General features: G+C 66.2%; 12 protein-coding genes. 7 read left to right on the forward strand and 5 right to left on the reverse strand.

Features of this window, described 5'->3' with window-relative positions:
• Positions 1-54 precede the first annotated feature (54 nt).
• The gene (locus tag AC0MAZ_RS22610) at positions 55-366 is read left to right on the forward strand and encodes an Mpo1-like protein (RefSeq protein ID WP_186714521.1); all 312 of its coding nucleotides are present in this window, start codon (positions 55-57) and stop codon (positions 364-366) included.
• Positions 367-468: 102 nt separating this feature from the next.
• Positions 469-1,053, forward strand: coding sequence for an HD domain-containing protein (locus tag AC0MAZ_RS22615; RefSeq protein ID WP_203651504.1), 585 nt, complete (start codon positions 469-471; stop codon positions 1,051-1,053).
• A 149-nt stretch (positions 1,054-1,202) separates the two neighbouring features.
• Here AC0MAZ_RS22615 and AC0MAZ_RS22620 read toward each other — a convergent pair whose 3' ends face one another.
• Positions 1,203-2,018 (reverse strand): UDP-2,3-diacylglucosamine diphosphatase, encoded by an 816-nt coding sequence (locus AC0MAZ_RS22620; protein WP_203651503.1) that lies wholly within the window; start codon positions 2,016-2,018, stop codon positions 1,203-1,205.
• A gap of 124 nt (positions 2,019-2,142) precedes the next feature.
• Between AC0MAZ_RS22620 and AC0MAZ_RS22625 the strand changes: the two genes are divergently transcribed.
• Positions 2,143-2,910 carry a helix-turn-helix transcriptional regulator gene (locus AC0MAZ_RS22625; RefSeq protein WP_203651502.1) on the forward strand — a complete coding sequence of 256 codons (768 nt, stop codon included), beginning with the start codon at positions 2,143-2,145 and terminating at the stop codon, positions 2,908-2,910.
• A gap of 178 nt (positions 2,911-3,088) precedes the next feature.
• Entirely contained in the window at positions 3,089-3,976 is an 888-nt protein-coding gene (locus AC0MAZ_RS22630; RefSeq protein WP_475861480.1) for a DMT family transporter, read from the forward strand.
• Here the strand turns inward: AC0MAZ_RS22630 and AC0MAZ_RS22635 are convergent, their stop codons facing one another.
• Complete coding sequence (locus tag AC0MAZ_RS22635; RefSeq protein WP_203651500.1) at positions 3,977-4,258, reverse strand: Rdx family protein; 282 nt, start codon at positions 4,256-4,258, stop codon at positions 3,977-3,979. It abuts the gene before it with no gap.
• Between the two features lie 66 nt (positions 4,259-4,324).
• Here AC0MAZ_RS22635 and AC0MAZ_RS22640 point away from each other — a divergent pair, with 66 nt between their 5' ends.
• Positions 4,325-6,511 (forward strand): patatin-like phospholipase family protein, encoded by a 2,187-nt coding sequence (locus AC0MAZ_RS22640; RefSeq protein ID WP_232857332.1) that lies wholly within the window; start codon positions 4,325-4,327, stop codon positions 6,509-6,511.
• Between the two features lie 95 nt (positions 6,512-6,606).
• Here AC0MAZ_RS22640 and AC0MAZ_RS22645 read toward each other — a convergent pair whose 3' ends face one another.
• Entirely contained in the window at positions 6,607-7,044 is a 438-nt protein-coding gene (locus tag AC0MAZ_RS22645; protein ID WP_028691103.1) for a MarR family transcriptional regulator, read from the reverse strand.
• 138 nt (positions 7,045-7,182) lie between these two features.
• On the reverse strand, positions 7,183-9,330 hold the full coding sequence (gene recQ, locus AC0MAZ_RS22650) for a DNA helicase RecQ (RefSeq protein ID WP_203651498.1): 2,148 nt from the start codon (positions 9,328-9,330) through the stop codon (positions 7,183-7,185).
• 244 nt (positions 9,331-9,574) lie between these two features.
• Here recQ and AC0MAZ_RS22655 point away from each other — a divergent pair, with 244 nt between their 5' ends.
• Positions 9,575-10,162: a UPF0149 family protein gene (locus tag AC0MAZ_RS22655; protein ID WP_232857331.1), complete on the forward strand. Its 588-nt coding sequence runs from the start codon at positions 9,575-9,577 to the stop codon at positions 10,160-10,162.
• Positions 10,163-10,170: 8 nt separating this feature from the next.
• A complete protein-coding gene (locus tag AC0MAZ_RS22660; protein ID WP_203651494.1) occupies positions 10,171-10,536 on the forward strand; it encodes a YbaN family protein in 366 nt (121 codons plus the stop codon).
• Between the two features lie 161 nt (positions 10,537-10,697).
• On the opposite strand, the gene AC0MAZ_RS22665 is transcribed toward AC0MAZ_RS22660, so the two are convergent.
• On the reverse strand, positions 10,698-17,069 hold the full coding sequence (locus tag AC0MAZ_RS22665; RefSeq protein WP_475859240.1) for a retention module-containing protein: 6,372 nt from the start codon (positions 17,067-17,069) through the stop codon (positions 10,698-10,700).
• Positions 17,070-17,145 lie beyond the last annotated feature (76 nt).

Genomic DNA, 17,145 nt, shown 5'->3' on the forward strand with positions numbered 1-17,145 from the left:
CAGGCTCCACGCCGTGTATCCTGTAAGCACGACCCGCAGATCCGGAAACCCGCCATGACCCGCACAGCGCAGTTCCGCAGTTTTGCCGAGTTCTATCCCTACTACCTGGGCGAGCACAGCAACGCCACCTGCCGCCGCCTGCACTTCGTCGGCACCAGCCTGGTGATCGCCCTGCTCGCCTACAGCATCGGCAGCGGCCAGTGGCTGTTGCTGCTGGCCGTGCCGCTGGCCGGCTACGGCTTTGCCTGGGCCGGGCATTTCTTCTTCGAGAAGAACCGACCGGCCACCTTCACCCACCCCTGGTACAGCCTGGTCGGCGACTTCGCCATGTTCCGCGACATCCTGCTGGGCCGCCTCAGCCTCTGAATCGGCCCGCAAGGCCAGGTTCGCGTCCCGGCCGGCCACTGCCAAAGCCCGTGTCCTGGCCAACACTGCCAGACATGTCCCCGACACGAGTGGCCCGCGGCGATGAACAAGCAAGCGAACTTCAGCCACATGCGCGACGGCACCGCCCAGGACTGGGCGATCATCGCCGACGACTTTCGCGCCTATGCCCGGCAGTTGCCCCAACGCATCGTCGCCCACCTGCGCCTGCTCGATGGCGACTTCGGCGGCTTTCCCATCGATCGCCTGAGCCACTCGCTGCAGACCGCCACCCGCGCCTACCGTGACGGCCGCGACGAGGAATACGTGGTCTGCGCCCTGCTGCACGACATCGGCGACACCCTCGGCAGCTACAACCACCCGGATATCGCCGCGGCGATCCTCAAGCCCTTCGTCAGCACCGAGAACCTGTGGATGATCGAAAAGCACGGGATCTTCCAGGGCTACTACTTCTTCCACCACCTGGGCATGGATCGCCACCTGCGCGAGCAGTTCAGCGATCACCCGCAGTACCAGCGGACCATCGAATTCTGCGCACGCTACGACGCGGCGGCGTTCGACCCCGAGTACCCGAGCCTGCCGCTGTCGTTCTTCGAACCGATGATGGAGCGGCTGTTCGCCCAGCCCAGGCAGTCGATCTACAAGGCGGCCTTGAAGGCGTCGGCCTGATTCCAGCTACCCGCCACCTGTAGGAGCGGCCTTGTGCCGCGAAAGGGGCTGCGCAGCAGCCCCGACGATCTTGAGACATACCCGAGATCCTGGGGCCGCTGCGCGCCCCTTTCGCGGCACAAGGCCGCTCCTACAGGGCTGAAGGCGACCTAGGCCGGCTCACCCAGCTCCGCCAACCGCGACGCCGCCTCGCGCGCCTGAGCATCGGCGAACCGGTACAGTTCGATCCTCCCGTCCCAGTGCTCGATCAGCGCCGTGCACGACTCCACCCAGTCGCCGCAGTTGAGGTACTCCACCTCGCCCACCCGGCGTATCTCGGCATGGTGGATATGACCGCACACCACGCCCTGGAAGCCACGCCGGGTGCACTCGTGGGCGATGGCGTCCTCGAAATCGCTGATGAAGTTCACCGCGCCCTTGACCTTGTGCTTGAGGTACGCCGACAGCGACCAGTAGCCATAGCCATAACGGGCGCGCCAGTGGTTGAGCCAACGGTTGAGCACCAGGGTGAACTCGTAGGCCCGGTCGCCGAGAAACGCCAGCCAGCGGTGGTAGCGGGTAATCACGTCGAACTGGTCGCCGTGGATCACCAGCAGCCGCCGACCATCGACGGTAAGGTGCTCGGCCTCGTCCACCAGCTGGATATTGCCCAGGATCAGTTTCGAATAGCGGCGCAGGAACTCGTCGTGGTTGCCGGTGACATAGATCACTTCGGTACCGCGCTTGCTCAGGGTCAGCAGGCGGCGGATGACGTTGGTGTGGGCCTGGGGCCAGTAGATGCCGCCGCGCAGTTTCCAGCCGTCGATGATATCGCCGACCAGGTAGATGCGCTCGGCCTGGTAGCCCTTGAGAAAGTGCGCGAGGTGTTCGGCCTGGCAATCCCGGGTGCCCAGGTGCACATCGGAAATCCACAGGGTACGGACACGCTGCTTGCGTGACGGGCGGAGAGGTTCGGCGTGGGTCATGGGCAGGCTCCGGCGCTGTTTGCTGGAGACTGGCAGGCACAGGTGACAGATTGGTGGCAGGCACATGACCATCCTGCGCCCGCCTTGAGGTGTACACTCTTCACCTGCTTCGTGAGGACTCACCATGACCGCCGGCCCCCTGCTTTCGCTGCGCCATTATCGCCACGACCTGATCGCCCACAGTCACGACCACCCGCAGCTGGTGTTCGGCCTGGGCGGGCGCCTGGACTTCGAGGTGAATGGCCACGGCGGCCGGGTCGGTCGCCAGGACCTGATGGTGGTGCCTGCCGGTGCCCACCACACCTGCGGCAGCCCTGAGGGCAGCCACTGCCTGGTGCTGGACGTGCCGGGCGGGCACTGGCTCGGTGACCATCTGGGCGAACACGCCGATAACAGCCGCCGCCTGCTCGACCGCCCCGGCCCCCTGGGCCTGAACAGCCGCCAGCAGCAGTTGGTCGACTGGCTGGCGGCAAGCCCGGTGGACGACCCGCTGATTGCCCGCCAGGGCGCGGTGCTGCTGCTGGCCAGCCTCAACCCGCAGGCCGGCGCTCCGCTACTGGCCAGCAGGCGCCTGCCCTATGCCGCCTTCGACCGGCATATCGAGCAGCACGCCGCCTATCCATTGCAGGTCGCCGACCTGGCACGCCTGGCCGGGCTGTCCAGCGCGCGACTGCACGCGCGTTTTGCCAGCGAGTGCGGCATGACGCCGATGGACTACATCCGCCAGCGGCGGCTGTCGATGGCGCGACGATTGTTGCGTGAGACGCTGTTGCCGGTGGGAGAGGTCGCGGCGCGGGTGGGGTATGGCTCGCAGAGCGCCTTCAGCGCGGCGGTGATGCGGGCGTTCGGCTGTACGCCGCTGGCGTTGCGGCGCGAGTCTGGCGACAACTGACGCGAGATGCGCGACAGACACGGGCAGACCGGGCTCTTACACTGAGCGCCTAGATCTTCTCTCCCTGTGCTGGCCTCTTCGCGGGTAAACCCGCTCCCACAGGATTCGCACTGACCTGTGGGAGCGGGTTTACCCGCGAAGAGGCCAGCACAGGAACCTGCGAATGCAAAGGACCACCATGAACCACCGCACCGCCCTCGGCGCCCTGCACATCGGCGCGCTGTTCTTCGGCCTGACCGGCGTCTTCGGCAAGCTGGCCGCCAGCGCCAGCCCCTCGATCATCGTCTTCGGCCGCGCCCTGTTCGCGGTGCTGGCCCTGGCCCTGTTCGCCAGCCTGGCGCGCCAGGCCTGGCAACCGCTACGCGGCCAGGACCTGCGCCGCCTGCTGCTGGGCGGCGCGCTGCTGGCCGGGCACTGGGTGAGCTTCTTCATCGCGGTCAAGGTCGGCGGCGTGGCCATCGCCACCCTCGGCTTCGCCAGCTTCCCGGCCTTCACCGTGATCCTCGAGGGCCTGCTGTTCCGCGAACGCATCCGCCGCAACGAAGCGCTGCTGGTGCTGCTGGTGAGCATCGGCCTGGTGCTGGTCACCCCGGCATTCGACCTGGCCAGCGAGGCCACCGGCGGGTTGCTTTGGGCACTGCTCTCGGGCTTGCTGTTCTCGCTGCTGTCGCTGACCAACCGCGCCGGTTCCGGGCGCCTGCCCGCCGTGCAGGCGGCGCTGTGGCAGAACCTGGTGGTGAGCCTGTGCCTGCTGCCGTTCGCGGCCCCCGGCCTGGGCGCGGTGGCGCCGCTGGACTGGTTGTGGATCGCCCTGCTCGGCGTCTTCTGCACCGGCGTCGCCCACAGCCTGTTCGTCGCCAGCCTGGCGGTGATCAAGGCGCGCACCGCCGCGGTGGTGTTCGGCATGGAACCGATCTACGGCATCGCCGTGGCCTGGGTGGTGTTCGCCGAACAGCCGACCCTGCGCATGCTCGCCGGTGGTGCCTTGATCATCTTCGCCATCGTGCTGTCCAGCCGCCTGGCCGCCGAGCAACCGGCCCGCCAGCCACAGCCCGAAAGCGCCTGATCAGCGATCGTTGTGGCCCAGGTCGCGCTGCGGATCGATCTGGTCGCGCACCCGCTGCTTGAGCACCTTGGCCTCGGGGAAGCCGCCGTCGGCCTTGCGCTCCCAGATCTGCACGCCGTCGCAGGTGATACGGAACACCCCACCGGTGCCAGGCTCCAGCGCTACCTGGCCGATGTCATCGGCGAAGGTGCTGAGCAGTTCCTGGGCCAGCCAGGCGGCGCGCAGCAGCCACTGGCACTGGGTGCAATAGGTGATGACGATTTGTGGCTTGCTGTCTGCCATGTAGGGAAACTCCGTAGGAAGGGCCGCTTATACTAGCGGTCTTTATCCTCTGGTTTGAGACTCACGATGCGCCGCCTGCTGTACTGCCTCCTGCTGATGCTCACCTCCTTCACCGTGCTGGCCGCCGAAGCGGCACGGCCAAAGATCGGCCTGGTGCTGTCGGGCGGCGCCGCCCGCGGCCTGGCCCATATCGGCGTGCTCAAGGCCCTGGAGGAACAGGGCGTGCGCATCGACGCCATCGCCGGCACCAGCATGGGCGCGGTGGTCGGCGGGTTGTACGCCTCGGGCTACAGCATCGCCGAACTGGAAAAACTGGCCACCACGCTGGACTGGCAACAGGCGCTGTCCGATGCGCCGCCGCGCAAGGATGTGCCGTTTCGGCGCAAGCAGGACGACCGCGACTTCCTGGTCAAGCAGAGGCTGAGCTTTCGCGACGACGGCAGCCTGGGCCTGCCGCTGGGGGTGATCCAGGGCCAGAACCTGGCCCTGCTGCTGGAAAGCAAGCTGGCCCACACCGCTGACATCCGCGACTTCGACAAGCTGCCGATTCCCTTCCGCGCCGTGGCCACCGACATCACCAGCGGCGAGAAGGTGATCTTCCGCCGCGGCCACCTGCCCCAGGTGATCCGCGCCAGCATGTCGATCCCGGCGGTGTTCGCCCCGGTGGAGCTGGACGGCCGGCTGCTGGTGGACGGCGGCATGACCGACAACATCCCGGTGGACGTGGTGCGCGAGATGGGCGTGGACCTGGCCATTGTCGTCGACATCGGCACCCCGCTGCGCAACCGCAAGCAGCTGGCCACCGTGGTGGATGTGCTCAACCAGTCGATCACCCTGATGACCCGGCGCAACTCCGAGGAGCAACTGGCCAGCCTGCGTCGCGAGGACATCCTCGTCCAGCCGCCGCTGTCGGCCTTCGGCGTCACCGATTTCGGCCGCGCCCAGGACATGATCGACGCCGGCTACCGCGCCACCCGCGCCCTCGACCCGCGCCTGGCGGCGCTGCGCCAGCCCGAGGGCGACAGCAACCTGGCGGTGGCGCGCTCACCGAAACAGCGCACGCCGATCATCACTGCCATCCGCGTGGAGAACGACTCCAAGGTCAGCGACGACGTGATCCGCTACTACATTCGCCAGCCTGTCGGCGAACCGCTGGATCTCGGCCGCCTGCAGACCGACATGGGCACCCTCTACGGCCTGGACTACTTCGACCAGGTGCAGTACCGCGTGGCGCACAAGGGCGACGAGCATACCCTGGTGATCAACGCCCGTGGTCGGCGTGGCGGCACCGACTACCTGCGCCTGGGCCTGAACCTGTCGGACGACCTGCGCGGCGACAGCGCTTTCAACCTCGGCGCCAGCTACCGGGTCAACGGCATCAACCGGCTTGGCGGCGAATGGCTGACCCGCGCGCAGATCGGCGACGAGCAGGAACTGTACAGCGAGTTCTACCAGCCGCTGGACGTGGGCTCGCGCTACTTCATCGCGCCCTACCTGGCGCTGGGCTCGCAGAACGTCGAGGCGACCCTGGACAACGACCCGGTGGCCGAGTACCGCCTGGAGCGCTATGGCTTCGGGCTCAACGTCGGCCGGCAGATCGGCACCTATGGCGAAGTGCGCCTGGGCGTGGGCAAGGCCTGGGGCAACGCCGAGGTGCGCATCGGCGACCAGGACCTGCCCAAGGTCAGCTTCAACGAGGGGTTCTACGAGCTCAAGTATTCCTTCGATACCTTCGACAACGTCTACTTCCCCCACAGTGGCGAGGATATCGGCCTGACCGTGCGCAAGTACGACAAGTCACTGGACTCGGACCAGAACTACCGGCAGTGGCTGTTCAACCTGGACAAGGCCTTCAGCAGCGGGCCGAACACCCTGGTGCTGGGTGGCAGGTATGGACGAACGCTGGATGACGCCGAGGTAGTCACTTCGAGCTTCGTGTTCGGTGGCGCCCGGCAGCTGTCAGGTTTCCGCCAGGATTCGATCTCCGGGCAGAACATGAGCCTGCTGCGCATGGTCTACTACCGTCGCCTGACGCCTCGGGCCTACCTGCCCCTGGACTTCCCGCTGTACCTGGGCGGCTCGCTGGAGCGCGGCCGGGCATGGAACAATGACAATGAGTTCGACAGTGGCTATATCAATGCGGCGAGCATCTTCCTGGGGCTGGAAACGCCGCTGGGGCCGTTGAACCTGAGCTATGGGGCCAACGATGCCCATGAGAAGGCGGTGTACCTGAACCTGGGGCATACCTTCTAGAAATGATCGCGGGGCAAGCCCGCTCCCACAAGTCATGCAGCCAATTGTGGGATCAGACTCGTGGGAGCGGGCTTGCCCCGCGATTGATGAAGGGTTCAGGACTTCTCGAGATTATCGAGAATCTTCGCATGCACGCGCATGCACACTTCCATGTCGGCCTCGTCTATGCCGGTGAACAGCTCGAGGCGCAGGGCATTGGCGATGGTCTCGATCTGGTCGATCAGCGGCTTGGCCGGCGGGCACAGCAGGATCTTCTTGGCCCGGCGATCTTCCATCACCGCCTGGCGGCGCACCAGCCCCTGGCTCTCGAGGCTGTCGAGCAGGCGCGCCAGGGTCGGGCCCTCGACGCCCACGCTCTGGGCCAGCTCACGCTGGGTCGGCGCCTCGTCGAACCTGGCCAGGTGCAACAGCACCAGCCAACGGGCTTGCGACAGGTTGAGCCCGGCCAGGCGGCGGTCCAGTTCGGCACGCCAGCCCCGGGACATCTGGGCCAGCTGCATGCCGAAGCGGTGTTGGTTGTCGGTCAGGGGCATAAGCAACTCAATGAATAGAACTAATTATTAGCCAGCTAATCATGGCCCGGCCAATCAGGCAAGGTTCGATGCCGCGGAAATGGCTGATAATCATGTAAGGGTATGACAAAGGTCAGCAATTGGCGCAAATGCCGGCGATCACAGGCCGAACTCCAGCGCCAGCGCCGCCCGTACGCAATGCAGGACGCCTTCCGGCACCCGCTGGCCGAACAGCGGCGCCACGCCGGACACCGGCGGCAACTCGCCCTCGCCGTCGAGGAAGGCGTCCTGCACTTCCATCATCAGCTCTTCCGGCAGGTCCAGCGCCTGCTCCAGGCTCAGTTCCTGGCGGCCAATGGCCTCGGCCAGCAGGCTGTAGACGTTCTTCTCGGTGCAGTTCAGCTGCCCGGCGATCTGCGCCGGGGTCATGCCGGCGCGGGCCAGGCTGACCAGTTCGTGGCGCAAGTCGAGCACCACCTTCGGCGCCTCCTCGGTGCCACCGGCGCCGTTGAGCACTTCGAGGAAGGCCTGGCCGTAGCGCTCCAGCTTGCGCGCACCGACGCCGCTGACCTGGGCCATGTCGCTGAGGCTGGTGGGCATGCTGCGCAGCATCTCCAGCAAGGTGGAGTCGGGGAAGATGACATAGGGCGGCACGCTGTGCTCCTCGGCCAGCTTGCGCCGCAGGGTGCGCAGCGCCTCCCACAGCTCGCGCTCCTCGGCCCGCACCAGCTGGCTGGCCGGGCTACCGCCACCGCTGGAGGAGGACTTGGCCACGGTCTGCGGCTTGAGGTCGCGGCGCAGCTGCAGGTTCACCTCGCCGCGCAGCAACGGCCGGCAACTGTCGGACAGCCGCAGGCCGCCGTAGCCTTCCAGGTCGATGTCCACCAGGCCGCGCGCCACCAACTGGCGGAACAGCGAGCGCCACTCGGCTTCGGCCAGCGACTTGCCGACGCCGAACACCGAGAGCTTCTCGTGGCCGAAATTGCGCACCTTCTCGGTGTCCTTGCCCAACAGCACGTCGACCAGGTGGCCGACGCCGTAGCGCTGGCCGGTGCGGAACACTGCCGACAGCGCCTGACGGGCAGGTTCGGTGGCGTCCCAGGTCTGCACCTGGTCGACGCAGTTGTCGCAATGCCCGCACGGCTGCTCGAGCACTTCGTCGAAGTAGGCCAGCAGCGACTGGCGGCGGCAGCGGGTCTCTTCGCACAGCGCCAGCATGGCGTCGAGCTTGTGCTGCTCGATGCGCTTGTGGCGCTCGTCGCCCTCGGAATTCTGCAGCATCTGCTTGAGCATCACCATGTCCTGCAGGCCGTAGGCCATCCAGGCATCAGACGGCAGGCCGTCACGGCCGGCGCGGCCGGTCTCCTGGTAATAGGCCTCGAGCGACTTGGGCAGGTCGAGGTGGGCGACGAAGCGCACGTTGGGCTTGTCGATGCCCATGCCGAAGGCGATGGTGGCGACCATGATCAGCCCTTCCTCGTTGAGGAAGCGGTGCTGGTTGGCGGCGCGGGTCTCGGCGGCCAGGCCTGCGTGATACGGCAACGCCGGGAAGCCCTGCTCGCAAAGGAAGGCAGCGGTCTCGTCGACCTTCTTGCGCGACAGGCAATAGACGATGCCGGCGTTGCCGCGACGCTCGCCGAGGAACGCCATCAGCTGCTTGCGCGGCGACTCCTTGGGCACGATGCGGTAGAAGATGTTCGGCCGGTCGAAGCTCGACAGGAAACGCTCGGCGCCCTGCAGGTGCAGGCGCTGGACGATCTCCTCGCGGGTACGCATGTCGGCGGTGGCGGTCAGGGCGATACGCGGTACATGCGGGAACAGCTCGGCGAGCTGGCCCAGTTGCAGGTACTCGGGGCGGAAGTCGTGGCCCCATTGCGACACGCAGTGGGCCTCGTCGATGGCGAACAGGGAAACGTCGAGGCCGCGCAGGAAGTCCAGCATGCGCGGCTGCACCAGGCGCTCGGGGGCCAGGTAGAGCATCTTCACCTCGCCGCGGCGCAGGCGCCCGGCCAGGTCGCGCTGCTGCTCGGCGCTGAGCGTGGAGTTCAGCGCCGCGGCGGCCACGCCCAGCTCGTCGAGGGTGGCGACCTGGTCGTCCATCAACGCGATCAGCGGCGACACCACCACGGTCAGGCCCGGGCGCAGCAGGCCAGGCACCTGGAAGCACAGGGACTTGCCGCCACCGGTTGGCATCAGCACCAGGGCGTCGCCTCCGCCAGCCACACATTCGATGATCGCTGCCTGGCGCCCGCGGAAACTGTCGTAACCGAAGACATCCTTGAGGACGCGCTGAGCCTGTTCGAGCATTTGCCACTCCAAAATCGCCGTACCATCCTGGACTCAGGCTGGACGATAAATCCGCCGCGCACACATCGAATGCGTAAGCGGTTTTTGCCAGATGACGGGAAAACGCCACCGGAGCACGAAAAACTGCGGAGTATACCCGACTGCCCCACCCCCGGCATGCCCCGCGGACAGACGTTCCCTTTGCCCCGCAGCCGCCGCAAGGTGCTAGAATTCACTATCGTTTATTCCCCAAGGTAGCCCTGTAATGTCCTTCGCCGAGCAACTGACCCGCCTGCAAGCCTTCCTCGACGCCGATGAGCTGCACGAAGAAGCGCTGGACTACGTCGCCGCACACGGCTACCTGACCGCGCTGTCGATCTGCTCGGAGCAAGTTCCAGACCGCGAGTGGATCGACGCGCTGTTCGCCGAGGAGCCCCACTACGCCAGCGAAGCACAGCGCGAAGAGATCGAGGCCACCCTGATCGGGCTCAAGGGCCACATCGCTCGCCAGTTGGCCAGCGACGAGGAATTCGACCTGCCCTGCGAGCTGGACCTGACCGAAGAGCCGGACGATTCCGACCTGCGCGGCTGGTGCATCGGCTTCATGGAAGGCGTGTTCCTGCGTGAAGAGGCCTGGTTCGAGAACGCCGAGGAAGAAGTCAGCGAAATGCTGCTGCCGATCATGGTCGGCTCGGGCCTGTTCGACGAGCAGCCGGAGTTCGAAGACATCGCCAAGGATGCCAACCTGCAGGACGACATGATCGTGCAGATTCCCGAGGCGCTGAGCGCGCTGTTCCTGCTGCTGCACGCCCCCGAAGAGAAGCCTGCCCTGCTCAAGCCGCGCCACCACTGATCAACGTGGTGCGCTACCTGCTGCTGGCCGCCGGCTGGCTCAGTGTCGCGCTCGGGGTGGCGGGGATCTTCCTGCCGGTGCTGCCCACCACTCCGTTCCTGCTGCTGGCGGCGGCCTGCTTCGCCCGCAGCTCGCCGCGCTTTCACCATTGGCTGGTGAATCATCCGAAACTCGGGCCATGGATCCGCGACTACCTCAGCGGCGAGGGGATTCCGCTGCGGGGCAAGGTCTATGCGATCGGCCTGATGTGGGCCAGCATCGGCCTGTCCTGCTACCTGGTGCCGTTGTTCTGGGCACGGGTGTTCATGCTGACCAGCGCGGTGCTGGTCAGTCTCTACATCCTCAAGCAGAAGACCTTGCAGCGACCGAATTGAGCCAGATGGCCAAGCGCACCCCCCCGTGTAGGAGCGGCCTTGTGCCGCGAAAGGGGCGCGCAGCGGCCCCTGCGATTTTTGCATCAATGCTGAAATCCTGGGGCCTTGCGCCCCCCTTTCGCGGCACAAGGCCGCTCCTACAGGGGAATGCAAGCCTCGGCTTACACCGTATCCACCTTCAACGAATGGTCATTGAGCATGCCGGTGATGATGGTCGCGGTGTCATGCCCCGCCGCAATCACCCCGCCCGCCCCGGCCGCGACCCCGTAGTGCTGCGCCAGGTCCACCCCGGCCAGGTCGATGGTCTGGGTCGGCGCCGCGCCGGCGACGCTGCTGACTTCGATGGTCGACACCACATTGCCGCCGCTGCCACTGACCTTGAAGTGCAGATAGTCGTCCAGCGACGCACTGGTGGCGTTCTCGCCCTGCAGCAATTGCGACAGGTCCAGCCGATCGCTGCCCGGGGTGAAGTCGGTCACGGTGTCGTGGCCGGTGTCGCCCTTCTGCCAGACGAAGGTGTCGTTGCCGCTGCCACCGGTGAGGGTGTCATCGCCGCGTCCGCCGATCAGGATGTCGTTGCCGCCACCGCCCCTGAGCACATCGTTGCCCGCGCCGCCGTTGAGCAGGTTGTCGCCGTCGTTGCCGGTCAGGGTGTCGTTGTAGTCCGAGCCGACCAGGTTCTCGATGCCGGTGAGGGTGTCCAGGCCTGCGCCGACGGTGTTCTGCTGGCCGACATGACCGAGGTCGACGGTCACGCCACTGCTTGCCTTGGCATAGCTGGCGGTGTCGTTGCCGGGGCCACCGTCGAGCAGGTCATTGCCCGGCCCGCCGATCAGCAGGTCGTTGCCGTCGCCGCCGTACAGGCTGTTGTTGCCTGCGCCGGCCACCAGCACATCATTGCCGGCACCACCGTGCAGGAGGGTGTCGCCCGCTCCGGCCAGCAGTACATCGTCTCCTGACGTACCGGTGAGGGTATTGCCGGCCTGGTAGGTGATATCCACCGCGCCGGTGGCCGTGCCGCCATGGTTGTCGCTGACGGTGTAGCTGCCGTGGTAGTCATCGTTGCTGGCGTTGCTGTAGTCCACCACCAGGCTCAACTTGTAGTTCTCGGCGGCCTTGCTGTTGCCCGAGGCGTTCTCGGTGTTGATCACATGGATGCTGTACACCCCGTCATGGGTGGCCGTGAAGCTGCCGCCATCAGCAATGGTCTGGTAGCTGCCGCCAGCATCCTTCCACTCCATCAGCAGGTTGCCGGCGGGCCGGTCATGGTCGAGGGTCAGGGTCTCGCCCTTGCGCAGCGTGACCGTCAGGGTGTCCTCGTCGTTGGCATTGCCGGTGCTGATCGAGCCCAGGTAACCGGCCACCACCAGGGCGGCGGTCATGCTGCCGTTGAGGCTGGTGAACTCGCTGCGGGCCAGCTCGCGCAGCTGGTTCTCGGCCTTGTTGGCGGTGGCGTTGAAGGTAATGGTCTGTGCCTGCGTGCCCGCCGTGAAGCCCGCGCCTTTGTCGGCGAAGTTGGTATTGAAGGTGGTCGGCGCGGCGCTCAGGGTGTCGTGATCCGGATCGCTGTCATTGGCCAGCAAGGCCTCTGCCGGCACGCTCAGGGTGGCGCCCTTGATGTTGGTGATGATGTGGTCGGCGCCGGCGACCGGCGCGCCGTTGCTGTTGATGTTCACCGTCAGGCTGGCGCTGCGGGTATCGCCGTCGTTGTCGCTGGCGGTGAAGCCGAACTTCTCCGCCTGGCCGCTGCCATTGTCCTTCGGCGGCGTGTAGGTGAACTCGCCGCTGTCCATGTTCACCACCAGGGTGCCGCCCAGGCCGGTCTTGATGTTCAGGCTGTTGCTCACGGTGTCGAACGAAGCCTTGTCCGCCCCGCCACTGACCGCATATCCGCCCTGCCCGCCATTGGCCTTCGGATCGTAGGTGTAGGTGGTGCCGTCCACCAGCAGCGCCTTGATGAAGCCGCCGTCGGCCCCGAAGTCGCCGCCGCTCATCAGGCTGCCGGTGATCGGCGCCCCCTGCACCGTGCCGGAGAGCACCGCACTCAGCTGGCTGAGGTCGGTGACCACCACCGAGTTGGTGTCGGTATGACTGCTGCCGTCGTAGGCCAGCGGGTTGAGGTTGCCCTCGTTGACGCCGCTGCCCATGCCGATGGCGTAGGACTTGATGCCGTTGTTGTCGAGGAAGGTTTCCCAGGCGGTCTCGCGCGGCGCCGTCATCGCGTGGCCGTTGGTGGGTTCGCCGTCGGAGAAGAAGTAGCTGATGTTCTGCGCCCCCACCAGCTTGCCGGTGGTGGCGAAGGCTTCCTGGGCCTTGGTAGCCGCCGAGTCGTAATAGGTCGAGCCGCCGGGATTGAGCCCGGCGATCAGGCTCTTGGCCTCGCTGATCGAGACCCACACCGGCGTCTTGATCTCGGCGCCGGTGCCGAAGGTGACGATCTGCACCTTGATGTCGCCCATCTCATCGTACTTGTCGAGCAAGGCATTGATGGCCTGCTTGGCCAGTTCAAGGCGGGTCAGCCCCGGCACGCCGGAGCTTGCGGCCATGCTGCTGGAAACGTCCACCACCAGCAGGATGTTGGAGTCCACCTGGCCGGGCGTGATGCTGCGCACCGCGCACTGCACCGTCGGCACATCGTCGACGATGTTGATGGCGATGGTGCTGGTGACGCTGTTGCCCAGGGCGTCGGTGGCCTTGTAGGTGAAGTACTCGTTGACGGTGTTGGCCCCATCGTTGGCGCCACCCGGGGTCTTCGGCGCCGAGGTCAGGGTGTAGGTATAGGAGCCGTCGGCGTTGAGCTGGATCTGTCCGTACTGGCCCACGGCGTTGCCGACCAGGCTGTAGGTCAGTGCACCGACGCCGCCATGCACCGAGCCGACCAGGCTGCCGGAGGCGGTCTCGCCGGTGGAGCCAGGATCGCTGCCGGTCACGTTGCCGGCGGCCAGGTCGTTGCCATCCTTGTGCAGGTCCAGGGCCTTTTCGTAGACGGTGACGTCGTTGTCCTCGCACGCCACCAGCTTGCTGTCCTGGACATTGATGCGGATGGTCGTGGTGCTTTCGTCGCCATCGGCGTCGCGAATGGTGTAGACGAAGCTGTCGGTCGCCCCGGCGGGCGGCACGCTGTCGGGGTTGGCGTGGTAGGTGGCGTTGCCCTGGCTGTCCAGGGTCAGGTAGCCGTACTGGCCAATGATCGTGTCGCCCACATGGCCAATGGCAGAAGTCGAGGTATCGGAACCTGCGCGCACGCCCACCACGTACTGTCCGTCGGCACGTACATCGGCGCCGACCACATCGTTGTCCAGCACGTTGCCGCTGACACTGGCGCCCTCCTTGACCGAAGCCACGTCGCAATGGGCCTTGGGCACATCGTCGACGATGCTGACCACGATGGTGCTGGTGGTGGTGTTGCCGAGCGAATCCTTCACCTGGTAGGTGAAGCTCTCGGTGACCACATTCGGGCCATCGTTGGCGTGGTTGGGCGAGTTCGGTGCCGAAGTCAGGGTGTAGGTGTAGCTGCCATCGCTGTTCAGCTGGATCTGGCCATACTGCCCGGCGGCATTGCCGACCAGGGTGAAGGTCAGGGCGCCGATACCGCCGCTGACCGAACCGGCCAGCGAGCCGCTGGTGGTTTCCGTGGTGGCGTGCGGATCGCTGCCGGTGACCGTGCCTGCGGCCAGGTCGTTGCCGTCCTTGGTCTGGTCCAGGGCTTTCTCGTAGACCTTGGCCGTGTCGTCGGGGCAGGCGACCAGCGAGATATCGTGCACATCGATGGTGATGGTGGTGGTGCTCTCGTCGCCATCGGCGTCGCGGATGGTGTAGACGAAGACGTCCGTGGCACCGGCCGGCGCCACGCTGTCGGGGTTGGCGTGGTAGGTGGCGTTGCCCTGGGCGTCTAGGGTCAGGTAGCCATATTGCCCCACCACATTGCTGCCCAGCTGACCGATGGCCGAGGTCGAGGTGTCGCTGCCTGCGCGCACGCCGACCACATACTTGCCATCGGCCGGCACGTCCGCGCCGATCACGTCGTTGACCAGCACGTTGCCGCTGACGGTGCCGCCTTCATAGACATTGGCGAAATCGCTGTGAGCCTTGGGCACGTCGTCGACGATGCTGATCACGATGGTGCTGGTGGTCGAGTTGCCGAGCGAGTCCTTCACCTGGTAGGTGAAGGTTTCCGTCAGCACGTTCGGCCCGTCGTTGACGTGATTCGGCGAATTCGGCGCCGAGGTCAGGGTGTAGGTGTAGGAGCCATCGGCGTTCAGCTGGATCTGGCCGTACTGGCCGGTGGCATTGCCGACCAGGGTGAAGGTCAGTGCCCCTGTTCCGCCACTGATGGAACTGACCAGCGAGCCGCTGGCCGTCTCGGCGGTCGAACCTGGCTGGCTGCCGACCACGTTCCCCGCAGCCAGGTCGTTGCCATCCTTGGTCAGGTCGAGCGCTTTCTCGTAGACCGTGACCTCGCTGTCGGCGCCGGCGATCAGCGAGCAATCACGTACGTCGATGGTGATGGTGGTGGTGCTTTCGTCGCCGTCACTGTCTCGCACGGTGTAGACGAACACGTCTGTGGCCCCGGCAGGTGCCACGGCGTTGGGATTGGCGTGATAGGTGGCGTTGCCCTGGGCGTCCAGGGTCAGGTAGCCGTACTGGCCCTGGACCTGAGTGCCCAACTGGCCGCTGGCCGAGGTCGAGGTATCGGAGCCGGCCCGCACGCCCACCACGTACTTGCCATCGGCGCGCACGTCGGCGCCTGAGGTGTCGTTGTCGAGCACGTTGCCGCTGACCGTGCCGCCTTCGACGACACTGGCCGAATCGGGATTGGCCTTGGGCAGGTCATCAACGATGTTCATATCCAGCGAGCCGCTGGCCGTGCTGCCGTCGGTGTCCGTGGCCGTGACGGTGAAGTGCTCGGACAGGCTGTTGGCGCCGTCGCCGTTGGCGTGGCTCTCATTGTCCAGCAAGGTGTAGCTATAGCTGATCACGCCCGTGGCCGGATTGTAGCCGGTGATGGTCAGGGTATTGCCCAACGCCGTGGTGATCGACTGCGGGAAGCTTGCCGCCACGCCACCGCTGACCACGCTGATACCGCCGACGCTCAAGGATTGCAGGCCATCCGGTGCACTGACCGTGAACGTGCCGCTCTGGGTCAGGGCGCCCGGGTTCGGCGCGCTGCCGTCGGCCAGGTTTTTCTCGTAGACCGTCAGCTCGCCACCGTTCACGTCCAGACCGCCCAGGGTCACCGGGTCATCGAGGTTGCTGACGTTCAGGGTCAGGGTCGCGGTGCTGGAGTCGCCGTCGGCGTCCTTCAGGGTGTAGGTGAAGGTCTCCACCCCATTGCCACCGCCTTGCAGGTTCTTGAAGTCGGGGTCGTTGGTGTTGAGGGTGTAGGTGTAGGAGCCGTCCGCCGCCAGGACCAGGGTGCCGTAGGTGCCGACGAAGGTACCGGCTACCACCGGGCCGCTGGGGATGCGGTCTGCCCCCTGGATGTCGTTGCCCAGCACATTGCCGCTGAGTTCCACATGCTGCTCGGTGGCGGCGGTGGCATTGGTGTCGTTCACCGCCCGTGGCACATCGTCACGAATGATCACGTCCAGGGAACCGCTGGCCACGTCGCCATCCGTGTCGCTGACCAGCACCGGGAACTGCTCGCCCAGGGTATTGCTGCCCGCACCGTCCGGGTGATGCTCGGCGCCGGTCAGGGTGTAGCTGTAGCTCACCACACCCGTGGCCGGGTTGTAGCCGGTAATGGTCAGCACATTGCCGAGCCCGGTGACGATGGACTGCCCGATGCCGGTGACCACGCCCGCAGTGACCACATTGATGCCGCCGACACTGAGGTTGAACACGCCATCGGCGGCCACCACCGTGAAACTGCCGGACTGGGTCAGGGCCGCCGGATTGCTGGCCGAGCCTTGGGCCAGGTTGGCCTCGTCCAGGGTCAATTCTGCAGGGTTGACCTCCAGGCCAGTGAGGCTGACCGGATTGTCGATCGCTGGTGTATCGGCCAAAACCGGCCCGTCATCGTTGCCGTCGAGGCCACCGAGTTCGAGATTGGCCAGCAGTGGGAAACCATTGAATCCTGCGGTGGGGAAGCCGATGGTGGGATCCACCCGGGCGGCCACCTCGGTCAGTATCACGAAACTGTGACCCCCGCCGAGCGCCCCCGACACGCCTGACGGGTTGCCGCCCGCCGCCGTCGCTTCGGCTTCCTGCGTGGGGTCGGCGCCAGCGGCAATGGCTTTTTGCAGTTGCTCGACATCACTGAGCTGGGCGTCGCTGGGCTGCGCGTCCGGCGCCTGCACGTGGGGCGCGCGATTGGCCAGCAGGTCGGTGGTCATCTCCAGGCTGCTGCCGCGGCCCAGGGTCAGCTGCGCACCATTTTGCAGCCGCACCGCCACGGCGCCCTCGCTGCCGGTCTCGAGCTGTTCGCCGACGAACAACCGGTCGCCTTCCACCAACAGGCGGCGATGACCATCGTCGCCCACCGCGAATACCTGGCCGATCACCTTGCCGACTACACCGACTAATTTAGCCATGAGCGTACGCCTCCCCTGCCGATGGGCTTTTCGCAGATCAAGGCGTGCCGGGTAATGTGCGCAACGTTCCGAGTGC

It is taken from the genome of Pseudomonas sp. A (assembly GCF_056270345.1).